The organism is Hydrogenophaga sp. GW823-FHT04C09 (assembly GCF_058796355.1).
On record NZ_JBXAIO010000005.1, the window covers coordinates 447,132 to 462,446 of the forward strand.

Sequence of the window (15,315 nt, forward strand, 5' to 3'; positions counted from 1 at the left end):
GATTGTGGGGCATGGCCGCCTGATCAGGCGGCCGGCTGGCCAGGCTCGCGTCGCCGGAACATGCCGTAGCCCTCCATGTACAGCACCTTGTCGCCGTGCTGGTTGAACATCTCCCAGGTGGTGCGCACCAAGCCCACGTCCAGGCGCTTGCTCATGGGGCGTTTTTCCAGGATCGTGTGCTGCAACCGCAGCGTGTCGCCCGGGAACACCGGCTTGAGCCACTTCACGCTCTCCAGGCCGGGCGAGCCCAGGCTGGAGCTTTCGTTGAGGAAGTTGGTCACCATCAGCCGCATCGCCATGGCGCAGGTGTGCCAGCCGCTGGCGCTGAGCGCGCCGAACACCGAGGCTTTGGCGGCCTCGGCGTCGAGGTGGAAGGGTTGGGGGTCGAACTGGCGCGCGAAGGCCACCGTCTCCTCTTCGGTCGGCGTGATGGTGCCCAGGTCGCGCGTCTCGCCGACCTGCAGGTCTTCCCACCAGTACTTGATGTGCGATGTGTTCGTGTGTGTCGTGGTCATGTCAGCGTCCTCCGGAGACGTCCATCAGGGTCATGGTGGTGTAGCTCGCGGCGTCGGACAGCAGCCAGACGATGGCCTGCGCCACCTCCTCGGCCCGGCCGCCGCGCTGCATGGGCACCTGGTGCTTGAGGTCGCGCACCCGGTCGGGCAGGCCGCCCGAGGCGTGGATCCCGGTCTCGATCAGCCCCGGGCGCACCGCGTTGACGCGCACGCCCTCGCTGGCCACTTCCCGCGCCAGGCCGATGGTGAAGGCGTCGATCGCGCCCTTGGCCGCCGCGTAGTCCACGTACTGGCCGGCCGAGCCCAGGCGCGAGGCCGCGCTGGAGAGGTTCACGATGGACCCGCCTTCGCCGCCGTGTTTCGTGCTCATGCGGCGCACCGCCTCGCGCGCGCACAGCATCGAGCCGATCACGTTGATGTCGAACATGCGGCGCCAGCGCGCCACGCTCATCTCGTCCACGCGGGCCGTCACGTCGACCACGCCCGCGTTGTTCACCAGGCCGTGCAGGCGGCCGAGCTTGGCGTCGATCTTCGCGAACATCGCGAGCACCTGCTCTTCGTCCGCCACATCGGCCTGCACGCTCATGGCCGTGCCGCCCTCGGCGCGGATCGCGCGCACCACCTCGTCGGCCGAGAGCGAGTTCGCGGTGTAGTTCACCGCCACCGCCCAGCCCTGCCGCGCGGCCAGCCGGGCGGTGGCCGCGCCGATGCCGCGCCCGCCCCCGGTGACCAGCAGCGCCCGGCCTGTCATCTCAGCCATAACCCGTCTCCTGCAGAATGTGGTGGCATCGCGTACAACACGGGCTCGCCACCGAGCTTGCCATTACAACAGCGACAGGAGACCGACATGCGTCGCACAGTCGACTATTACTTCGTCCCGCAAAGCCCCTGGGCCTACCTGGGCCACGCGCGTTTTGCGGCCTTGCTGCGCGAGACCGGCACGGCCGTGCGCGTGCGGCCCATGGACCTGGGCAAGATCTTCCCGCTGTCCGGCGGGCTGCCCCTGCAGAAGCGCGCGCCGCAGCGCCAGGCCTACCGCCTGCTCGAGCTGCGCCGCTTCAGCGAGGCGCTGGACATCCCGCTCCACCCCGAGCCCCGCTTCTTTCCCGTGGCGGGCGACCCCGCCGCGCGGCTGATCACCGCCGCGGCCCAGCACGACGGCGACGAGGCCGCGATGCGCCTGACCGGCGCGGTGCTGGCCGCCGTCTGGGCACAGCAGCGCGACATCGCCGACGACGCCACGCTGGCGGCCCTGCTGGCCGAGACCGGTCTGGATGCCGCGCGGCTGGCGCAATCCCGGCAGCCCGAGGTGCAGGCGCGCTACGACGGGCACACGCAGGCCGCCATCGACCTCAGCGTGTTCGGCGCGCCCAGCTACGTCATCGACGGTGAACTGTTCTGGGGCCAGGACCGCCTCGACTTCGTGGCGCGCCGGCTGCGCGCCTGACTTTTTCAACCCGACAACAGGAGAAACACCATGGGTCAGACGATCGAACTCACCTCCGCCGACGGCTTCAAATGCCCGGCCTACGTGGCCCAGCCCAGCGGCAAGGCCAAGGGCGGCCTGGTGCTGCTGCAGGAAATCTTCGGCTTGAACTCGCACATCCGCTCGGTGGCCGACGGCTACGCGGCCGATGGGTACTTCGTGGTCGCGCCGCACACCTTCCACCGCGCCAAGCCCGGTGTGGAACTCGGCTACACCGAGGCCGACATGAAGGCCGGCATGGAGCTCAAGGCCGCCGTGGAAGGCCTGCCGGCGCCGGGCGTGATGCCCGACATCCAGGCCGCGATCCAGCACGCGGCGCAGGCCGGCAAGGTCGGCATCCTCGGCTACTGCTGGGGCGGCCTGCTCACCTGGCGTTCGGCCAGCGCGCTGCAGGGACTGTCCGCCGCCGCGCCGTACTACGGTGGCGGCATGACGGTGGGTGCGGAGCTCGAGCGCCGGCCCACCGTACCGGTGATGGTGCATTTCGGCGCGCAGGACCACTGGGTTCCGCTCGACACGGTGGAGGCCTTCAAGAAGGCCCAGCCCGGCGTGACGGTGCACGTGTACGACGCCAACCACGGCTTCAACTGCGACCAGCGCGGCTCGTACAACGAGGCGGCGGCCAAGCTGGCGCGCGAGCGCACGCTGGCTTTCTTCGCGCAACACCTGGGCTGACACCGTGTGGCGCGCCGCGGCATCGCTGGGGCTGCTGATCGGGGCCTGCGCGGGCGTGGCGGCCGCCGACTACAGCGGCCCGCTGTTCGACGCGCACCTGCACTACAACAACGAAGCCTGCACGCACGACACACCGGCCCCGGGCTGCCCGCACCCCATGGCCGATGTGCTCGACCGCATGCAGCGCAACGGGGTGCGCGCCATCGTCGCCAACTCGCGGCCCAACGACGGCACCAAGGCGCTGGCCAGCGCGCGCGAGCAGACGCGCAAGGCCGGTGTCGCGGTCGTGCCCTTCGTGCGCCTGTACCGCGACCGCGCCGACTACAACAACTGGTTCCGCGACCCCACCATCGTCGAAATGGTCAACGCCGAACTCCAGCGCGGCACGCCCGCCGGGCCCTACCGCGGCCTGGGCGAATTCCACCTGTACGACAGCGCCAACGCCAATGGCCCGGTGGCCAAACAGCTCATGGCCCTGGCCGAAGAGAAGGACCTTGCCATCCTCGCGCACGTGGACGATGCGGCGATCGACTTGCTGATGGCCAACACGCCTTCCAAGGGCCGCAGGTCGCTCCTGATCTGGGCCCACACCGGCATCGGTGGCACGCCGGTGGCGCGGGTGGACGAACTCTTCGCGCGTTACCCGCGCCTGGTGGGCGAGCTGTCGTACCGCCCCGGCCTGACCTGCGCCGACGGCCAGCTCTGTCCCGAATGGCGCGCGCTGCTGCTCAAGTACCCGGACCGTTTCCTGATCGGCTCGGACACCTGGATCAACCAGCGCTGGTTGTACTACGACGAGCTCATGAAGGGCTACCGCACCTGGCTGGGCGGGCTGCCGGCCGACGTGGCGCGGCGCATCGCCTGGGACAATGGCGCGAAGCTCTTTGGCGTGCCCCCACCCACCCCTTGAATCCCATGATCCAACTGCACTTCGCCCCCAGCAGCGCCGCCATGGTGCCGCACATCCTGCTCGAAGAAATCGGCGTGCCCTACGAGCGCGTGCTGGTCGACAAACAGAACGGTGGGCACAAGACGCCGGCCTACCTCGCGCTCAACCCGAACGGCCTGATCCCGGTGCTGGTCGACGGTGATCTGGTGCTGTATGAAACGGCCGCGATCTGCCTGCACCTGAGCGACACTCACCCGAAGGCCGCGTTGATGCCACCCATGGACACGCGCGACCGTGCCCATGCCTACAAGTGGCTCATGTGGCTGACCAACACGCTGCAGGCCACGCTCATCGTCTACTTCTACCCCGAGCGCTGGGCCGATACCGGGCACACCGAGGTCGCCGCGGAAGTGCAGCGCAACGCCCAGGCCCGCGTGGGGCCGCTGCTCAACCAGCTGGATGCCGAAATCGAACGCCGTGGCGGTCCATGGTTCATGGGCGAGCAGTTCACGCTGCTCGATGCCTACGTGTTCACGCTGTGCCGCTGGACGCGCAACTTCCCCAGCGCGCCGGCGCGGGACCGTCAGCACCTGGGCCCGTACCTGCAGCGCATGCTGGCAAGGCCATCGGTGCAGCGGGTGCTGGCCAATGAGGGCCTGGCGCCGCCTTACGTGTGAGGCTTCAGCGGCTTGTGCGCACCAGGTAGCGCTTGCGCCAGAACAGCACGCCGAGCACCACGGCGGTCAGTGCCATGGAGCCGATGGCCCACCAGAAGCCGGTCTGCTGGTGCAGCAGCGGGATGAACTGGAAGTTCATGCCGAAGATGCCCGCGATCAGGTTCAGCGGCAGGAAGATGGCGGTCAGTGCGGTGAGCGTGCGCATGATGTCGTTGGTGCGGTTGCTCTGCGCCGAGAAGTGCATCTGCACCGCGGTTTCCGCGTTCTGCTCCAGCCGGCGCACGTGGTGCACCACGCGCTCGATGTGCTCGAGCACATCGCGCGAACGCACCTTGAGCAGCTCCAGCCCGCGTTGCCCGCCGATCGCGTCGGTCGGCTCCCAGGTGGCGAGGTTCTCGTTCCAGTCCTGGATGGCGGAACGCTGGTCCTCGCAGATCTCGTCGAGCTGGTGCAGCGAGATGCGCGCGTCCAGCAGCGAGCCCCAGTTGCTGAAGCGGGCCTTGGGCATCAGCAGTTCGGTCTGCCAGTGGTCGAGCTGGCGCGTGAGCTCGCGGCGCAGCGCGAGGTAGCCGTCGACCATCTGGTTGACGATGCGCAGCATCAGGTCGGCCGGGCTGGGCGGCAGGTGCACGCCGGCCGCGCGCGAAGCGGCGGTGGCGGCCGAGAGCAGCCGCGTGGCGTACTGTTCCAGCGCCTGGCAGCCGACGGGGTGCACCGTGAGCAGCACGCGGTCGAACACCGCGAAGCCCACCGGGCTGGTGTCGATGCGCCGCAGCACGGGCGGGCCGCCGCGTTTGACGGACTGGGTGAGCACCTCGCCGGGGTGGGCGAGGTCGGTCTCGCTGTGGCCGGCGGCCAGCCGGCGGAACACCAGGATGTCGTACTGCGAGGTGTAGTCGTAGTGCGAGGGCAGCTGGTTGTTCAGCAGGTCGGCGATGTGCAGGTCCACCAGGGTCATGCCGCACAGCACCTGCAGGGTGGACTGCACCGCGCCCTGTTCCAGCTCGAACTCGCGCCGCCCGCAGGCGATCCAGATGTAGCCTTTCTCCGGCAACACCATGGGCAGGGCGCCGGATTCGTTCACCGAGCCGGGCAGGACGTGGAAGATGCGCATGGTGGGGTGGGTGCCTGGTGTCAGCCGCGCAGCAGGCGCGCCGCGTCGCGCGCGAAGTAGGTGAGCACGCCGTCGGCGCCCGCGCGCTTGAAGGCCAGCAGGCTTTCCATCATCACCGCGTCGTGGTCCAGCCAGCCGTTGAGGGCGGCGGCCTTGAGCATGGCGTACTCGCCGCTGACCTGGTAGGCGAAGGTCGGCACGCCGAACTCGTCCTTGACCCGGCGCACGATGTCCAGGTAGGGCATGCCGGGTTTGACCATCACCATGTCGGCGCCTTCGGCCAGGTCCAGCGCCACCTCGCGCAGGGCTTCGTTGGAGTTGCCCGGGTCCATCTGGTAAACCTTCTTGTCGGCCTTGCCCAGGTTGGTGGCGGAGCCGACCGCGTCGCGGAAAGGGCCGTAGAAGGCGCTGGCGTACTTGGCGCTGTAGGCCATGATGCGCGTGTGCACCAGGCCGTTGGCCTCGAGCGCGGTGCGGATGGCGCCGATGCGCCCGTCCATCATGTCGCTGGGGGCGACCATGTCCACGCCCGCCTGCGCCTGCGTCAGGGCCTGCTTCACCAGGATCTCCACCGTGGGGTCGTTCAGGATGTAGTTGTGCTCGTCGAGCACGCCGTCCTGTCCGTGGCTGGTGTAGGGGTCCAGCGCCACGTCGGTCATCACACCGAGCTGCGGGAAACGCTTCTTCAGCTCACGCACCACGCGCGGCACCAGCCCGTCCGGATTCAGGGCCTCCTGGCCGTCCGGCGTCTTGAGCGACTGGTCGATCACCGGGAACAGCGCCATGGCCGGGATGCCCAGCGCCACGCAGTCCTCGGCCACTGGCAACAGCAGGTCCAGGCTCAGGCGCTCCACGTCCGGCATCGAGGCCACGGCTTCGCGCCGGTTCTGGCCATCCAGCACGAACACCGGGTAGATCAGGTCGGCCGGGCTGAGGCGGTGCTCACGCACCAGGTCGCGGGAAAAGGCATCCCGGCGCAGGCGGCGGGGGCGGCTGTGGGGGTAGGGGGCGGGGGCGTGCATGCGCGTATTGTGGCAAACGCCCCTTTTCGCCGTGTGAAGGCCGCCGCGACGCGGCTTGCCCGGCTGAACTGGGAAAGTTGACAGGGGGCTGGGCGCCCGAAAATGCGCCGCAGGTGTGGTGAACTCCACGGTAAGAAGAAAATACTGGTCTCCGAGTGCTCACCATCCGGCGTGTCAGCCGCTATTCTTCAGTCAACACATCTTGTTACTGATCCGCGGGAGACCCTGCGCACCACCAGTCCGCCCATGTTGACCACCAAAAAGCCCTCTTCGCACAGCTTTGCCAACACCAAGCCCAGCGCCAGTGAGCCCGAGTCGTGGTCGCTGGACGAGCATTGGCCGACCCTGTTGTCCGGCTTGGCCGATCAGGTCACGGAAGGGGTGAGTGCACTGCAGAACACCATCGATCTCCTGCTGAGCAAGGGCACCATCAGCCGGCAGGAGCACCGGGCGCTGAGCATCCCGGCCGAGCGCATCAAGCAGTCCGGCGTCAGCGCGCAGCAGATCCACCGCTTCTATGGCGGGCGCATCCGGCAATCGCATGAAAAGGTGGGCATGGCCGACCTCGTGGAAGGCGTGCTGCAGGAGCGCAAGAAGGAATTTGCCGTGCTGGGCATCGAGATGCGGCGCAAGCTCAAGCCGGTCGAGGTGCTGGTGGACCCGACCGTGGCCCACACCTTCGTCAACGCCGTGCTTGACTGGGGGCTGCCGTTCGGCAGTCGCATGGACGTTCGCATGGACACCAATGCCTGGCCGCGGCACGCCCGGTTGCAGTTGCGCGTCTCCAACGACGGCGCACCCCCGTCGAGCCACGCGTCGGCGGACAGCCTGAGCTGGCTGCTGGTGCGCCAGATCGCGCTCGCGGCCGGCGGCATCGAAATCGACCGCCAGGTCACCGACGATGGCGTGAACTTCACCGCCCTGTTCAGCCGCACGGTGCAGGCGGTGGACGGCATCTCGGCCGTGGACCTCTCGGACGACCATTCCTCGATGTTCAAATCGCTGTCCGGCGTGTATGTGCTGACCATCTCGCCCACGTTGCAGATCCGCGCCGATGTGCGCGACGCCTTGCGCGAGATCGGCATCGGTTCGGACAGCGTGGTCGACTTCCGGCAGGCGCGCGAGGCGATCCTCTCCCGCATGCCCAACCTCATCGTCGTGGATGCCGGGATCAAGGACGAAGGCTTCGATCAGTTCCGCCGCGAACTGCTGCGCGAAGTGTTGGAGTTCCCCTTCGTCGAGATCTCGCCGGACGACAGATCGTTCGACATGTCGGGCTTTGGTGAGTTCTCCATGGCCAAGGTGGGGCGGGGTAACATCCGCGAAGCCCTGGGCACGGCGGTGATGTTTGAACTCGCCAAAATGATGTGACCTGTTCCGCCTACAACAAAAAATCGAACAGAACAATGTCAGAACTGACAGGTCCTCTTGGTTTCCGCCCCTTCTTGGTGTAATATTTCTGTCGAGCTTGCCGAAAGGTCGGCTCCCCGCTTTTCCTCCCTGAGCGGGTGCCTTAGTGTGTGACAGCAAAAAGGCTTCCTGACCCGGCCCGAAAGGCCGGGTTTTTTTTGCCCTGTCAATTCTGGCGATTTGCCCGCCTCGACCCGTTCCCTGAAGCCCCGGGGCTACACTGCCCGGATGCTCTGGGTCAAGTCCTTCCACATCGTTTTCGTGGCCAGCTGGTTTGCCGGCTTGTTCTACCTGCCGCGCATCTTCGTGAACCTGGCGATGGTGCCTCCCGAGAGCGTCGCGGAGCGTGAGCGCCTGCTTCTGATGGCGCGCAAGCTGATGCGTTTCACCACCATTCTGGCGGTGCCGGCCCTGGCCCTGGGGCTGTGGCTCTGGCTGGGCTACGGCATTGGCCGGGGGGCGGGCAACGGCTGGATGCACGCCAAGCTTGCCGCGGTCGTCCTCATCCTGGGCTATCACCATGCCTGCGGCCTGCTGTTGCGCCGGTTCGTGAAAGGTACCCAGCGGCGCAGCCACGTCTGGTACCGCTGGTTCAACGAAGTGCCTGTGATCCTGCTGGTGGCCGTGGTGGTGCTGGTGGTGGTCAAGCCCTTCTGACGCTTTGAAAACCCGCTCCTCCGCCTGGCCGCTGGCACTGTTGTTTGCTGGTGTGGTGGTGTACGCCAGCCTGTACCCCTTCACGGGATGGCGTGTGCAGGGCGTGTCGCCGTTGGCCTTCCTGTGGGCGCCGCTGCCGCAGTACTGGACCGGTTTTGATGTGGCCTCCAACCTGCTGGGCTATGCCCCCCTGGGTTTTTTGTTGAGCCTGGCGATGCTGCGATCGGGCTGGGGGCGGTGGTCCTGGTGGTTGGCGTTCGGGGTGTCGGCCTTGTTGTCCCTGGCGGTGGAGACTCTGCAGAATTACCTGCCGATGCGGGTGCCGTCCAATGTCGACTTCGTGCTCAACAGCGCTGGCGCGGCCCTCGGCGCCGCCTGTGCCTGGGGCTTGGAGCGCCTGGGGGTGCTGCGCCACTGGAGCCAGTTTCGCGCCAACTGGTTCGAGCCCTCGGCCCACGGCAGCCTGGTGCTGCTGGCGCTCTGGCCGTTTGCGCTGCTCTACCCGCTGTCGGTGCCGTTTGGTCTGGGTCAGGTCTGGGATCGGCTGGAGGCTGGCCTGGTGCTCTTGCTGGAGGACACCCCTTTTCTGACCTGGGTGCCCGTGCGCCTGGAAGCTCCCGACCCGCTCAGCCCGCTGGCCGAGGCCTTTTGCATTTCGCTGTGCTTGCTGTCGCCTTTGCTGATGGGGTTTGCCGAAATGCGATCGGTGCTGCGCCGGGTCTTCTTCCTGCTGATGTTCTTTCTGGCCGCGGCGGGCGCGGCGGGCCTGTCGGCCGCCCTCACCTATGGGCCATCCCATGCCTGGGCGTGGGTCAGTCCGCAGGCCACCATGGGCCTGGTCATGGCGGTGCTGCTGGGCCTGGCGATGCTGGGGCTCCCGCGCCGGTTGTGCAACGTGGTGATGCTGCTGACCCTGGCGGTGTCGCTGACGCTCCTCAACCTCGCGCCCGACAGCCCCTACTTCGCGCAGTCGCTGGAAGTCTGGGAGCAGGGGCGCTTCATCCGTTTCCACGGAATTTCGCAGTGGCTGGGCTGGCTGTGGCCCTTCGCCGCCCTGATCTTCGGCCTGCGCGTGGTCGCGCGTGCACCGCTGGCCTCGGAGCGGACCACTAAAATTCCGCCATGAGCGAAAACAAGTCCTACTACGAGCGGCACATCTTCTTCTGCCTCAATCAGCGAGAAGGCGGCGAAGCCTCGTGCGCCCAGCACCGGGCGCAGGCCGCATTCGATCGCTGCAAGTCGCAGGCCAAGGCGCTGGGCCTGTCGGGCGCGGGCAAGGTGCGCGTCAACAAGGCAGGATGCCTGGACCGCTGTGCCGGCGGCCCGATCGCCGTCGTGTACCCGGAGGCGGTCTGGTACAGCTACGTGGATGAGCACGACATCGATGAAATCGTGCAATCGCACCTGCGCGACGGTGTGGTGGTGCAACGCCTGCTGACGCCACCGGACGTGGGGCGCTGAGGCGCGATGAACGCACAAACCGAGTTTCTGTCGATCGTTGGCCCCGCGGGCCAGCTGGAGCTGGCGATCGACCGCCCCACGGAAGCGGCGCGAGGCACCGCCGTGATTGCCCACCCCCATCCCTTGCACGGTGGCACGCTGACCAACAAGGTGGTCCAGACGCTGGCGCGGGCCTGCGTGCAAGCCGGCTGGACCGCGGTGCGCTTCAACTTTCGCGGAGTCGGCCAGAGCGAGGGTGTCTACGACGAAGGGCGCGGCGAGCTCGACGATCTGATGGCGGTGATCGAGGCGCAGGCGCCAAGCGGCCCGCTGTGCCTGGCCGGCTTTTCGTTCGGCTCTTTCGTGACCAGCCATGCCGCCGCCCGGCTGCACGACTCGCGGGACATTCAGCACCTGGTGCTGATCGGGACCGCGGCCAGCCGTTTCGAGGTGGCGCCGGTGGCGGCGGAACTTCATGCCCGCACGCTGGTCGTTCATGGCGAGCAGGACGACACGGTGCCCTTGTCGTCCGTCATGGACTGGGCCCGCCCCCAATCGCTGCCGGTGCTGGTGGTGCCCGGTGGCGGCCATTTCTTCCACGGCCAGCTCCCGTTGTTGCGGGATCTGGTGCTGCGTCACCTGCGGGCCTGACCGCTCGCGGGTTCTCTTGTTTTCCCCTTTGAAGGACCGGATTTTGTTGCGTCGTCTCTTTTCCCGTTTTCTGTTGTGCCTGTCCCTCGGTGTGATGGTGCCCGCGCTGGCGCAGATGCCCGCCCCGCCCGAGGTGGCCGCGCGCGCCTACCTGCTGCTGGACGCGACCTCCGGCCAAGTGCTCGCCTCCAAGGACCCGGACCAGGCGGTCGAGCCCGCGTCGCTGACCAAGCTCATGACTGCCTACCTGGTGTTTGACGCGCTCAAGGCCGGCAAGATCAGCCTCACCCAGACCTTTGGCGTGAGCGAGCGCGCCTGGAAGATGCCCGGATCGCGCATGTTCATCGACCCCAAGATGCAGGTGCCGGTGGAGGATCTGATCAAGGGCATGATCGTGCAGTCGGGCAACGACGCGACGGTGGCGCTCGCCGAGGGCGTGGCCGGGTCGGTCGAACGCTTCGTGCAGCTCATGAACGAACAGGCCAAGGCCCTGGGCATGGCGTCCACCACCTACCGCAACGTGGAAGGCCTCACCGAAGCCGGTCATACCACCACCGCGCGCGACTTGGCCACGCTGGCCACGCGCCTGATGGCCGACTTCCCCCAGTACGTGCCGTACTACGCCATCCAGCGCTACCGCTACCCGGGCACGCCCGCCGCCAACGACACCAACCGCAACCTGCTGCTGTTCCGCGACCCGAGCGTGGACGGCCTAAAAACCGGGCACACCAACGCGGCCGGCTATTGCCTGGTCGCCACCGCGCGCCGGCAGGTGCCAGGCCTGGGTGAGGGTGCCCAAGGGCAGCGGCGCCTGATCAGCGTGCTGCTGGGTGCATCCAGCGAAAACGCCCGCGCCGCCGAAAGCCAGAAACTGCTCAACTGGGGCTACACCGCGTTCGACGCCGTGCGCCTGATCCCCGTTGGTCAGCCGGTGGCGACGCCCCGCATCTGGAAGGGCAAGGCCGATCAGGTCCGCCTGGGCCGGGCCGAAGGCGTGGTTGTGTCGGTGCCCGCGGGCGAGGGCGCCAAGCTCAAGTCCGAGGTGGTCCGCCCCGATCCGCTGGTGGCGCCCCTGATGAAAGGGCAGTCCGTCGGCACGCTGCGCGTGACCACCGCCAGCGGCGCCACGGTGGCTGAAATCCCGTTGACCGTGCTCGAGACGGTCGAGGAAAGCGGCATCTTCGGCCGCGCGTGGGACGCGATCCGCCTCTGGATCCAGTGACGCTTCGAGCTCCACGGCCCTTCTGAAGGGCTCGCGTTGTCAGAAAATCGGCCACGTGCTACAGTAGAGGGCTTTTCGGAATCTTCCGAGGAGTTTTCGTTTTCGCTTTTTTCAAACGTTTAGGGACGTTTTAATGCCAACCATCAATCAACTCGTGCGCCACGGCCGGGAGGTCGAAAAGACCAAATCCAAGAGCCCGGCCATGGAAAACTCTCCGCAGCGTCGCGGTGTGTGCACCCGTGTGTACACCACGACCCCCAAGAAGCCCAACTCCGCTCTGCGCAAGGTTGCCAAGGTGCGCCTGACCAACGGTTTTGAGGTGATCTCCTACATCGGCGGTGAAGGCCACAACCTCCAGGAACACAGCGTCGTGCTGGTCCGTGGCGGTCGTGTCAAGGACTTGCCCGGTGTGCGTTACCACATCGTGCGCGGCTCGCTCGATCTGCAAGGCGTGAAAGACCGCAAGCAGTCGCGCTCCAAGTACGGTGCCAAGCGCCCCAAGAAGGCCTGATCGTTCGAAATTTCCGGTGTTTGTTCCGCCTGGCAGGTGGTTCAAGCGCAGTGGCCCACAACACGGAATGGTCCGTGCGGGTCGAGTAAGTGAGAGTTTTTGCATGACTCTCGCGGCCCCTGAAAAGGTGCCAACTGAAGCAATATGAGGTGAAAAAATGCCACGTCGTCGCGAAGTCCCTAAACGTGAAATCCTGCCGGATCCCAAGTTCGGCAATGTCGAGCTCTCCAAGTTCATGAACGTGATCATGGAAGGCGGCAAGAAGGCAGTCGCCGAGCGCATCATTTACGGTGCGCTGGAGCAGATCGAGAAGAAGAGCGGCAAAGATCCGGTCGAAATCTTCTCGGTCGCCATCAACAACGTCAAGCCCATGGTGGAAGTGAAGTCCCGCCGCGTGGGCGGTGCCAACTACCAGGTGCCGGTCGAAGTCCGGCCCGTGCGTCGTCTGGCCCTGTCCATGCGCTGGATCAAAGAGGCTGCCCGCAAGCGCAGCGAGAAGTCCATGGCCCTGCGCCTGGCCAACGAGCTGATCGAGGCCACCGAAGGCCGTGGCGGCGCCATGAAGCGGCGTGATGAAGTGCACCGCATGGCCGAAGCCAACAAGGCCTTCAGCCACTTCCGCTTCTGATCCGGGCTGCCGTCCAGTAGAGCATCCAGAACCGAGAGCCCGCATTCCCTGAATCAGGGGAGCGGGCTCGTCCCCTTTTCGGAGTATTTCCATGTCCCGCACCACGCCCCTTGAGCGTTATCGCAACATCGGTATTTCCGCGCACATCGATGCCGGCAAGACCACCACCACCGAACGCATCCTGTTCTACACCGGTGTGAACCACAAGATCGGCGAAGTTCATGATGGCGCCGCCACCATGGACTGGATGGAGCAGGAGCAGGAGCGTGGCATCACGATCACCTCGGCTGCCACCACCTGCTTCTGGAAGGGCATGGACCTGTCCTACCCCGAGCACCGCTTCAACATCATCGACACCCCCGGCCACGTGGACTTCACCATCGAGGTGGAGCGTTCCATGCGCGTGCTGGACGGCGCCTGCATGGTGTACTGCGCCGTGGGCGGCGTGCAGCCGCAGTCGGAAACCGTCTGGCGTCAGGCCAACAAGTACAAGGTGCCCCGCCTCGCGTTCGTCAACAAGATGGACCGCACCGGCGCCAACTTCTTCAAGGTCTATGACCAGATGCGTCTGCGCCTGAAGGCCAACCCGGTGCCGATCGTGATCCCGATCGGTGCCGAAGACAACTTCAAGGGCGTGGTCGACCTCATCAAGATGAAGGCGATCATCTGGGACGAGGCGTCCCAAGGCATGAAGTTCGAGTTCCAGGACATCCCGGCCGAACTGCAGGCGCAAGCCGAAGAATGGCGCGAGAAAATGATCGAGGCCGCCGCCGAATCCAGCGAAGAGCTGATGAACAAGTACCTTGAGGAAGGCAACCTGACGGAAGCCGAGATCAAGCAAGGCATCCGTGCGCGCACGCTGGCCACCGAAATCCAGCCGATGCTGTGCGGCACCGCGTTCAAGAACAAGGGCGTGCAGCGCATGCTCGACGCCGTGATCGACTTCCTGCCCTCGCCAGTGGACATTCCTCCCGTGGGCGGCACCGATGACAACGAGGAGCCCACCTCGCGCAAGGCGTCCGACGACGAGAAGCTGTCCGCCCTGGCGTTCAAGCTGATGACCGACCCGTACGTGGGCCAGCTCACGTTCGTGCGCGTGTACTCCGGCGTGCTCAAGAAGGGCGACTCGGTCTACAACCCGGTCAAGGGCAAGAAGGAGCGCATCGGTCGTATCGTGCAGATGCACGCGAACAACCGCCTGGAAGTGGAAGAAATCCGCGCCGGCGACATCGCTGCCTGCGTGGGCCTCAAGGACGTGACGACGGGTGAGACCCTGTGCGATCCGGACGCCATCATCATGCTCGAGCGCATGGTCTTCCCCGAGCCCGTGATTGCGCAGGCCGTGGAACCCAAGACCAAGGCCGACCAGGAAAAGATGGGCATTGCGCTGCAACGCCTGGCTTCCGAAGATCCTTCGTTCCGCGTCAAGACCGACGAAGAGTCCGGCCAGACCATCATCTCTGGCATGGGCGAGTTGCACCTGGAAATCATTGTCGACCGCATGAAGCGCGAGTTCGGCGTGGAAGCCAACGTCGGCAAGCCCCAGGTGGCTTACCGCGAAACCATCCGCAAGAGCGTGGACGAAGCCGAAGGCAAGTTCGTGCGCCAGTCGGGCGGTAAGGGTCAGTACGGCCACGTGGTGTTCAAGATCGAACCCAACGAAGCCGGCAAGGGCTTCGAATTCGTGGACGCCATCAAGGGCGGCGTGGTGCCGCGCGAGTACATCCCGGCGGTGGAAAAGGGCGTGATCGAGGCGCTCAACGCCGGTGTGCTGGCGGGCTTCCCCGTCGTGGACGTCAAGGTCACGCTGCACTTCGGTTCGTACCACGACGTGGACTCGTCCGAAATGGCGTTCAAGATGGCCGCCATCTTCGGCTTCAAGGAAGGTTGCAAGAAGGCCAGCCCGGTCATCCTGGAACCCATGATGGCCGTGGAAGTGGAAACGCCTGAAGACTACGCCGGCAACGTGATGGGCGATCTGTCCAGCCGTCGCGGCATGGTGCAGGGCATGGAAGACATGGTGGGCGGCGGCAAGGCCATCAAGGCCGAAGTGCCCCTGTCCGAAATGTTCGGCTACTCGACCACGCTGCGCTCGATGTCGCAAGGCCGTGCCACGTACACGATGGAGTTCAAGCATTACTCCGAAGCGCCGCGCAACGTGTCCGAAGCCATCGTGGCTGCACGCGCGAAGTAAATACCTTGGGGGTGGGGCGCTTTCGGGCGCGCTGTCCCCAATTGATCAGCCGGTCTGCGACCATGCGCCGCCCTGTTCCCGTGCGGGGCGATCCAGCAGTGTGGTGCAGACCTTAAACCGTGACACGGGTTTGTTCTTTAGGAATTGAAAATGGCAAAAGAGAAATTTGAGCGGACCAAGCCGCACGTGAACGTGGGCACGATTGGTCACGTGGACCATGGCAA

Annotated in this window: 17 protein-coding genes and 1 pseudogene; 14 read left to right on the forward strand and 4 right to left on the reverse strand. The window is 66.1% G+C overall.

From position 1 onward, the window contains the following. Positions 1-23: 23 nt before the first annotated feature. On the reverse strand, positions 24-515 hold the full coding sequence (locus AC1Q9M_RS16905; protein ID WP_444687974.1) for a MaoC family dehydratase: 492 nt from the start codon (positions 513-515) through the stop codon (positions 24-26). Between the two features lies 1 nt (position 516). Further along, positions 517-1,266 (reverse strand): SDR family oxidoreductase, encoded by a 750-nt coding sequence (locus AC1Q9M_RS16910; protein WP_492434749.1) that lies wholly within the window; start codon positions 1,264-1,266, stop codon positions 517-519. Positions 1,267-1,362: 96 nt separating this feature from the next. Here AC1Q9M_RS16910 and AC1Q9M_RS16915 point away from each other — a divergent pair, with 96 nt between their 5' ends. From AC1Q9M_RS16915 to AC1Q9M_RS16930, 4 genes are read left to right on the forward strand one after another with little or no spacing between them, the layout of a single operon-like run. Then, positions 1,363-1,962: a 2-hydroxychromene-2-carboxylate isomerase gene (locus AC1Q9M_RS16915; RefSeq protein WP_492434727.1), complete on the forward strand. Its 600-nt coding sequence runs from the start codon at positions 1,363-1,365 to the stop codon at positions 1,960-1,962. A gap of 30 nt (positions 1,963-1,992) precedes the next feature. Then, complete coding sequence (locus AC1Q9M_RS16920; protein ID WP_492434729.1) at positions 1,993-2,676, forward strand: dienelactone hydrolase family protein; 684 nt, start codon at positions 1,993-1,995, stop codon at positions 2,674-2,676. A 4-nt stretch (positions 2,677-2,680) separates the two neighbouring features. Then, positions 2,681-3,586 (forward strand): amidohydrolase family protein, encoded by a 906-nt coding sequence (locus AC1Q9M_RS16925; protein ID WP_382322833.1) that lies wholly within the window; start codon positions 2,681-2,683, stop codon positions 3,584-3,586. 5 nt (positions 3,587-3,591) lie between these two features. Next, complete coding sequence (locus tag AC1Q9M_RS16930; RefSeq protein WP_382322834.1) at positions 3,592-4,242, forward strand: glutathione S-transferase family protein; 651 nt, start codon at positions 3,592-3,594, stop codon at positions 4,240-4,242. 4 nt (positions 4,243-4,246) lie between these two features. Here AC1Q9M_RS16930 and AC1Q9M_RS16935 read toward each other — a convergent pair whose 3' ends face one another. Then, positions 4,247-5,356: a magnesium transporter CorA family protein gene (locus AC1Q9M_RS16935; RefSeq protein WP_382322835.1), complete on the reverse strand. Its 1,110-nt coding sequence runs from the start codon at positions 5,354-5,356 to the stop codon at positions 4,247-4,249. A 20-nt stretch (positions 5,357-5,376) separates the two neighbouring features. Beyond that, positions 5,377-6,378 (reverse strand): porphobilinogen synthase, encoded by a 1,002-nt coding sequence (gene hemB, locus AC1Q9M_RS16940; RefSeq protein ID WP_492434730.1) that lies wholly within the window; start codon positions 6,376-6,378, stop codon positions 5,377-5,379. 246 nt (positions 6,379-6,624) lie between these two features. On the opposite strand from hemB, the gene AC1Q9M_RS16945 reads away from it, so the two are divergent. From AC1Q9M_RS16945 to AC1Q9M_RS16990, 10 genes and pseudogenes are all read left to right on the forward strand, one after another. Beyond that, positions 6,625-7,749, forward strand: coding sequence for a hypothetical protein (locus tag AC1Q9M_RS16945; RefSeq protein WP_492434732.1), 1,125 nt, complete (start codon positions 6,625-6,627; stop codon positions 7,747-7,749). Between the two features lie 267 nt (positions 7,750-8,016). Further along, a complete protein-coding gene (locus tag AC1Q9M_RS16950) occupies positions 8,017-8,445 on the forward strand; it encodes a CopD family protein (RefSeq protein WP_382325839.1) in 429 nt (142 codons plus the stop codon). Between the two features lie 4 nt (positions 8,446-8,449). Further along, positions 8,450-9,571, forward strand: coding sequence for a VanZ family protein (locus AC1Q9M_RS16955; RefSeq protein WP_382322838.1), 1,122 nt, complete (start codon positions 8,450-8,452; stop codon positions 9,569-9,571). Next, complete coding sequence (locus tag AC1Q9M_RS16960) at positions 9,568-9,906, forward strand: (2Fe-2S) ferredoxin domain-containing protein (protein WP_382163155.1); 339 nt, start codon at positions 9,568-9,570, stop codon at positions 9,904-9,906. Before AC1Q9M_RS16955 ends, AC1Q9M_RS16960 begins: the two co-directional genes overlap by 4 nt. Before the next feature lie 6 nt (positions 9,907-9,912). Continuing rightward, positions 9,913-10,536, forward strand: coding sequence for an alpha/beta hydrolase (locus AC1Q9M_RS16965; RefSeq protein ID WP_382322839.1), 624 nt, complete (start codon positions 9,913-9,915; stop codon positions 10,534-10,536). A gap of 94 nt (positions 10,537-10,630) precedes the next feature. Beyond that, positions 10,631-11,758, forward strand: coding sequence for a D-alanyl-D-alanine carboxypeptidase family protein (locus AC1Q9M_RS16970; protein WP_444688143.1), 1,128 nt, complete (start codon positions 10,631-10,633; stop codon positions 11,756-11,758). Positions 11,759-11,891: 133 nt separating this feature from the next. Further along, positions 11,892-12,269, forward strand: coding sequence for a 30S ribosomal protein S12 (gene rpsL, locus AC1Q9M_RS16975; RefSeq protein ID WP_068169701.1), 378 nt, complete (start codon positions 11,892-11,894; stop codon positions 12,267-12,269). Between the two features lie 157 nt (positions 12,270-12,426). Next, positions 12,427-12,897, forward strand: coding sequence for a 30S ribosomal protein S7 (gene rpsG / locus AC1Q9M_RS16980; RefSeq protein WP_137918320.1), 471 nt, complete (start codon positions 12,427-12,429; stop codon positions 12,895-12,897). 91 nt (positions 12,898-12,988) lie between these two features. Beyond that, the gene (gene fusA / locus AC1Q9M_RS16985; RefSeq protein ID WP_291116159.1) at positions 12,989-15,091 is read left to right on the forward strand and encodes an elongation factor G; all 2,103 of its coding nucleotides are present in this window, start codon (positions 12,989-12,991) and stop codon (positions 15,089-15,091) included. 150 nt (positions 15,092-15,241) lie between these two features. Further along, a pseudogene (locus AC1Q9M_RS16990) lies at positions 15,242-15,315 on the forward strand (GTP-binding protein); the annotation flags it as partial.

Coding starts and splice junctions, on each gene's coding strand:
- AC1Q9M_RS16965 (WP_382322839.1), top strand. CDS start 9,913: ATGAACGCACAAACCGAGTTTCTGTCGATCGTTGGCCCCGCGGGCCAG.
- rpsG (WP_137918320.1), top strand. CDS start 12,427: ATGCCACGTCGTCGCGAAGTCCCTAAACGTGAAATCCTGCCGGATCCC.
- AC1Q9M_RS16935 (WP_382322835.1), bottom strand. CDS start 5,356: ATGCGCATCTTCCACGTCCTGCCCGGCTCGGTGAACGAATCCGGCGCC.
- AC1Q9M_RS16970 (WP_444688143.1), top strand. CDS start 10,631: ATGGTGCCCGCGCTGGCGCAGATGCCCGCCCCGCCCGAGGTGGCCGCG.
- hemB (WP_492434730.1), bottom strand. CDS start 6,378: ATGCACGCCCCCGCCCCCTACCCCCACAGCCGCCCCCGCCGCCTGCGC.
- AC1Q9M_RS16950 (WP_382325839.1), top strand. CDS start 8,017: ATGCTCTGGGTCAAGTCCTTCCACATCGTTTTCGTGGCCAGCTGGTTT.
- AC1Q9M_RS16915 (WP_492434727.1), top strand. CDS start 1,363: ATGCGTCGCACAGTCGACTATTACTTCGTCCCGCAAAGCCCCTGGGCC.
- AC1Q9M_RS16960 (WP_382163155.1), top strand. CDS start 9,568: ATGAGCGAAAACAAGTCCTACTACGAGCGGCACATCTTCTTCTGCCTC.
- AC1Q9M_RS16945 (WP_492434732.1), top strand. CDS start 6,625: ATGTTGACCACCAAAAAGCCCTCTTCGCACAGCTTTGCCAACACCAAG.
- AC1Q9M_RS16905 (WP_444687974.1), bottom strand. CDS start 515: ATGACCACGACACACACGAACACATCGCACATCAAGTACTGGTGGGAA.
- fusA (WP_291116159.1), top strand. CDS start 12,989: ATGTCCCGCACCACGCCCCTTGAGCGTTATCGCAACATCGGTATTTCC.
- AC1Q9M_RS16920 (WP_492434729.1), top strand. CDS start 1,993: ATGGGTCAGACGATCGAACTCACCTCCGCCGACGGCTTCAAATGCCCG.
- AC1Q9M_RS16930 (WP_382322834.1), top strand. CDS start 3,592: ATGATCCAACTGCACTTCGCCCCCAGCAGCGCCGCCATGGTGCCGCAC.
- AC1Q9M_RS16910 (WP_492434749.1), bottom strand. CDS start 1,266: ATGACAGGCCGGGCGCTGCTGGTCACCGGGGGCGGGCGCGGCATCGGC.
- rpsL (WP_068169701.1), top strand. CDS start 11,892: ATGCCAACCATCAATCAACTCGTGCGCCACGGCCGGGAGGTCGAAAAG.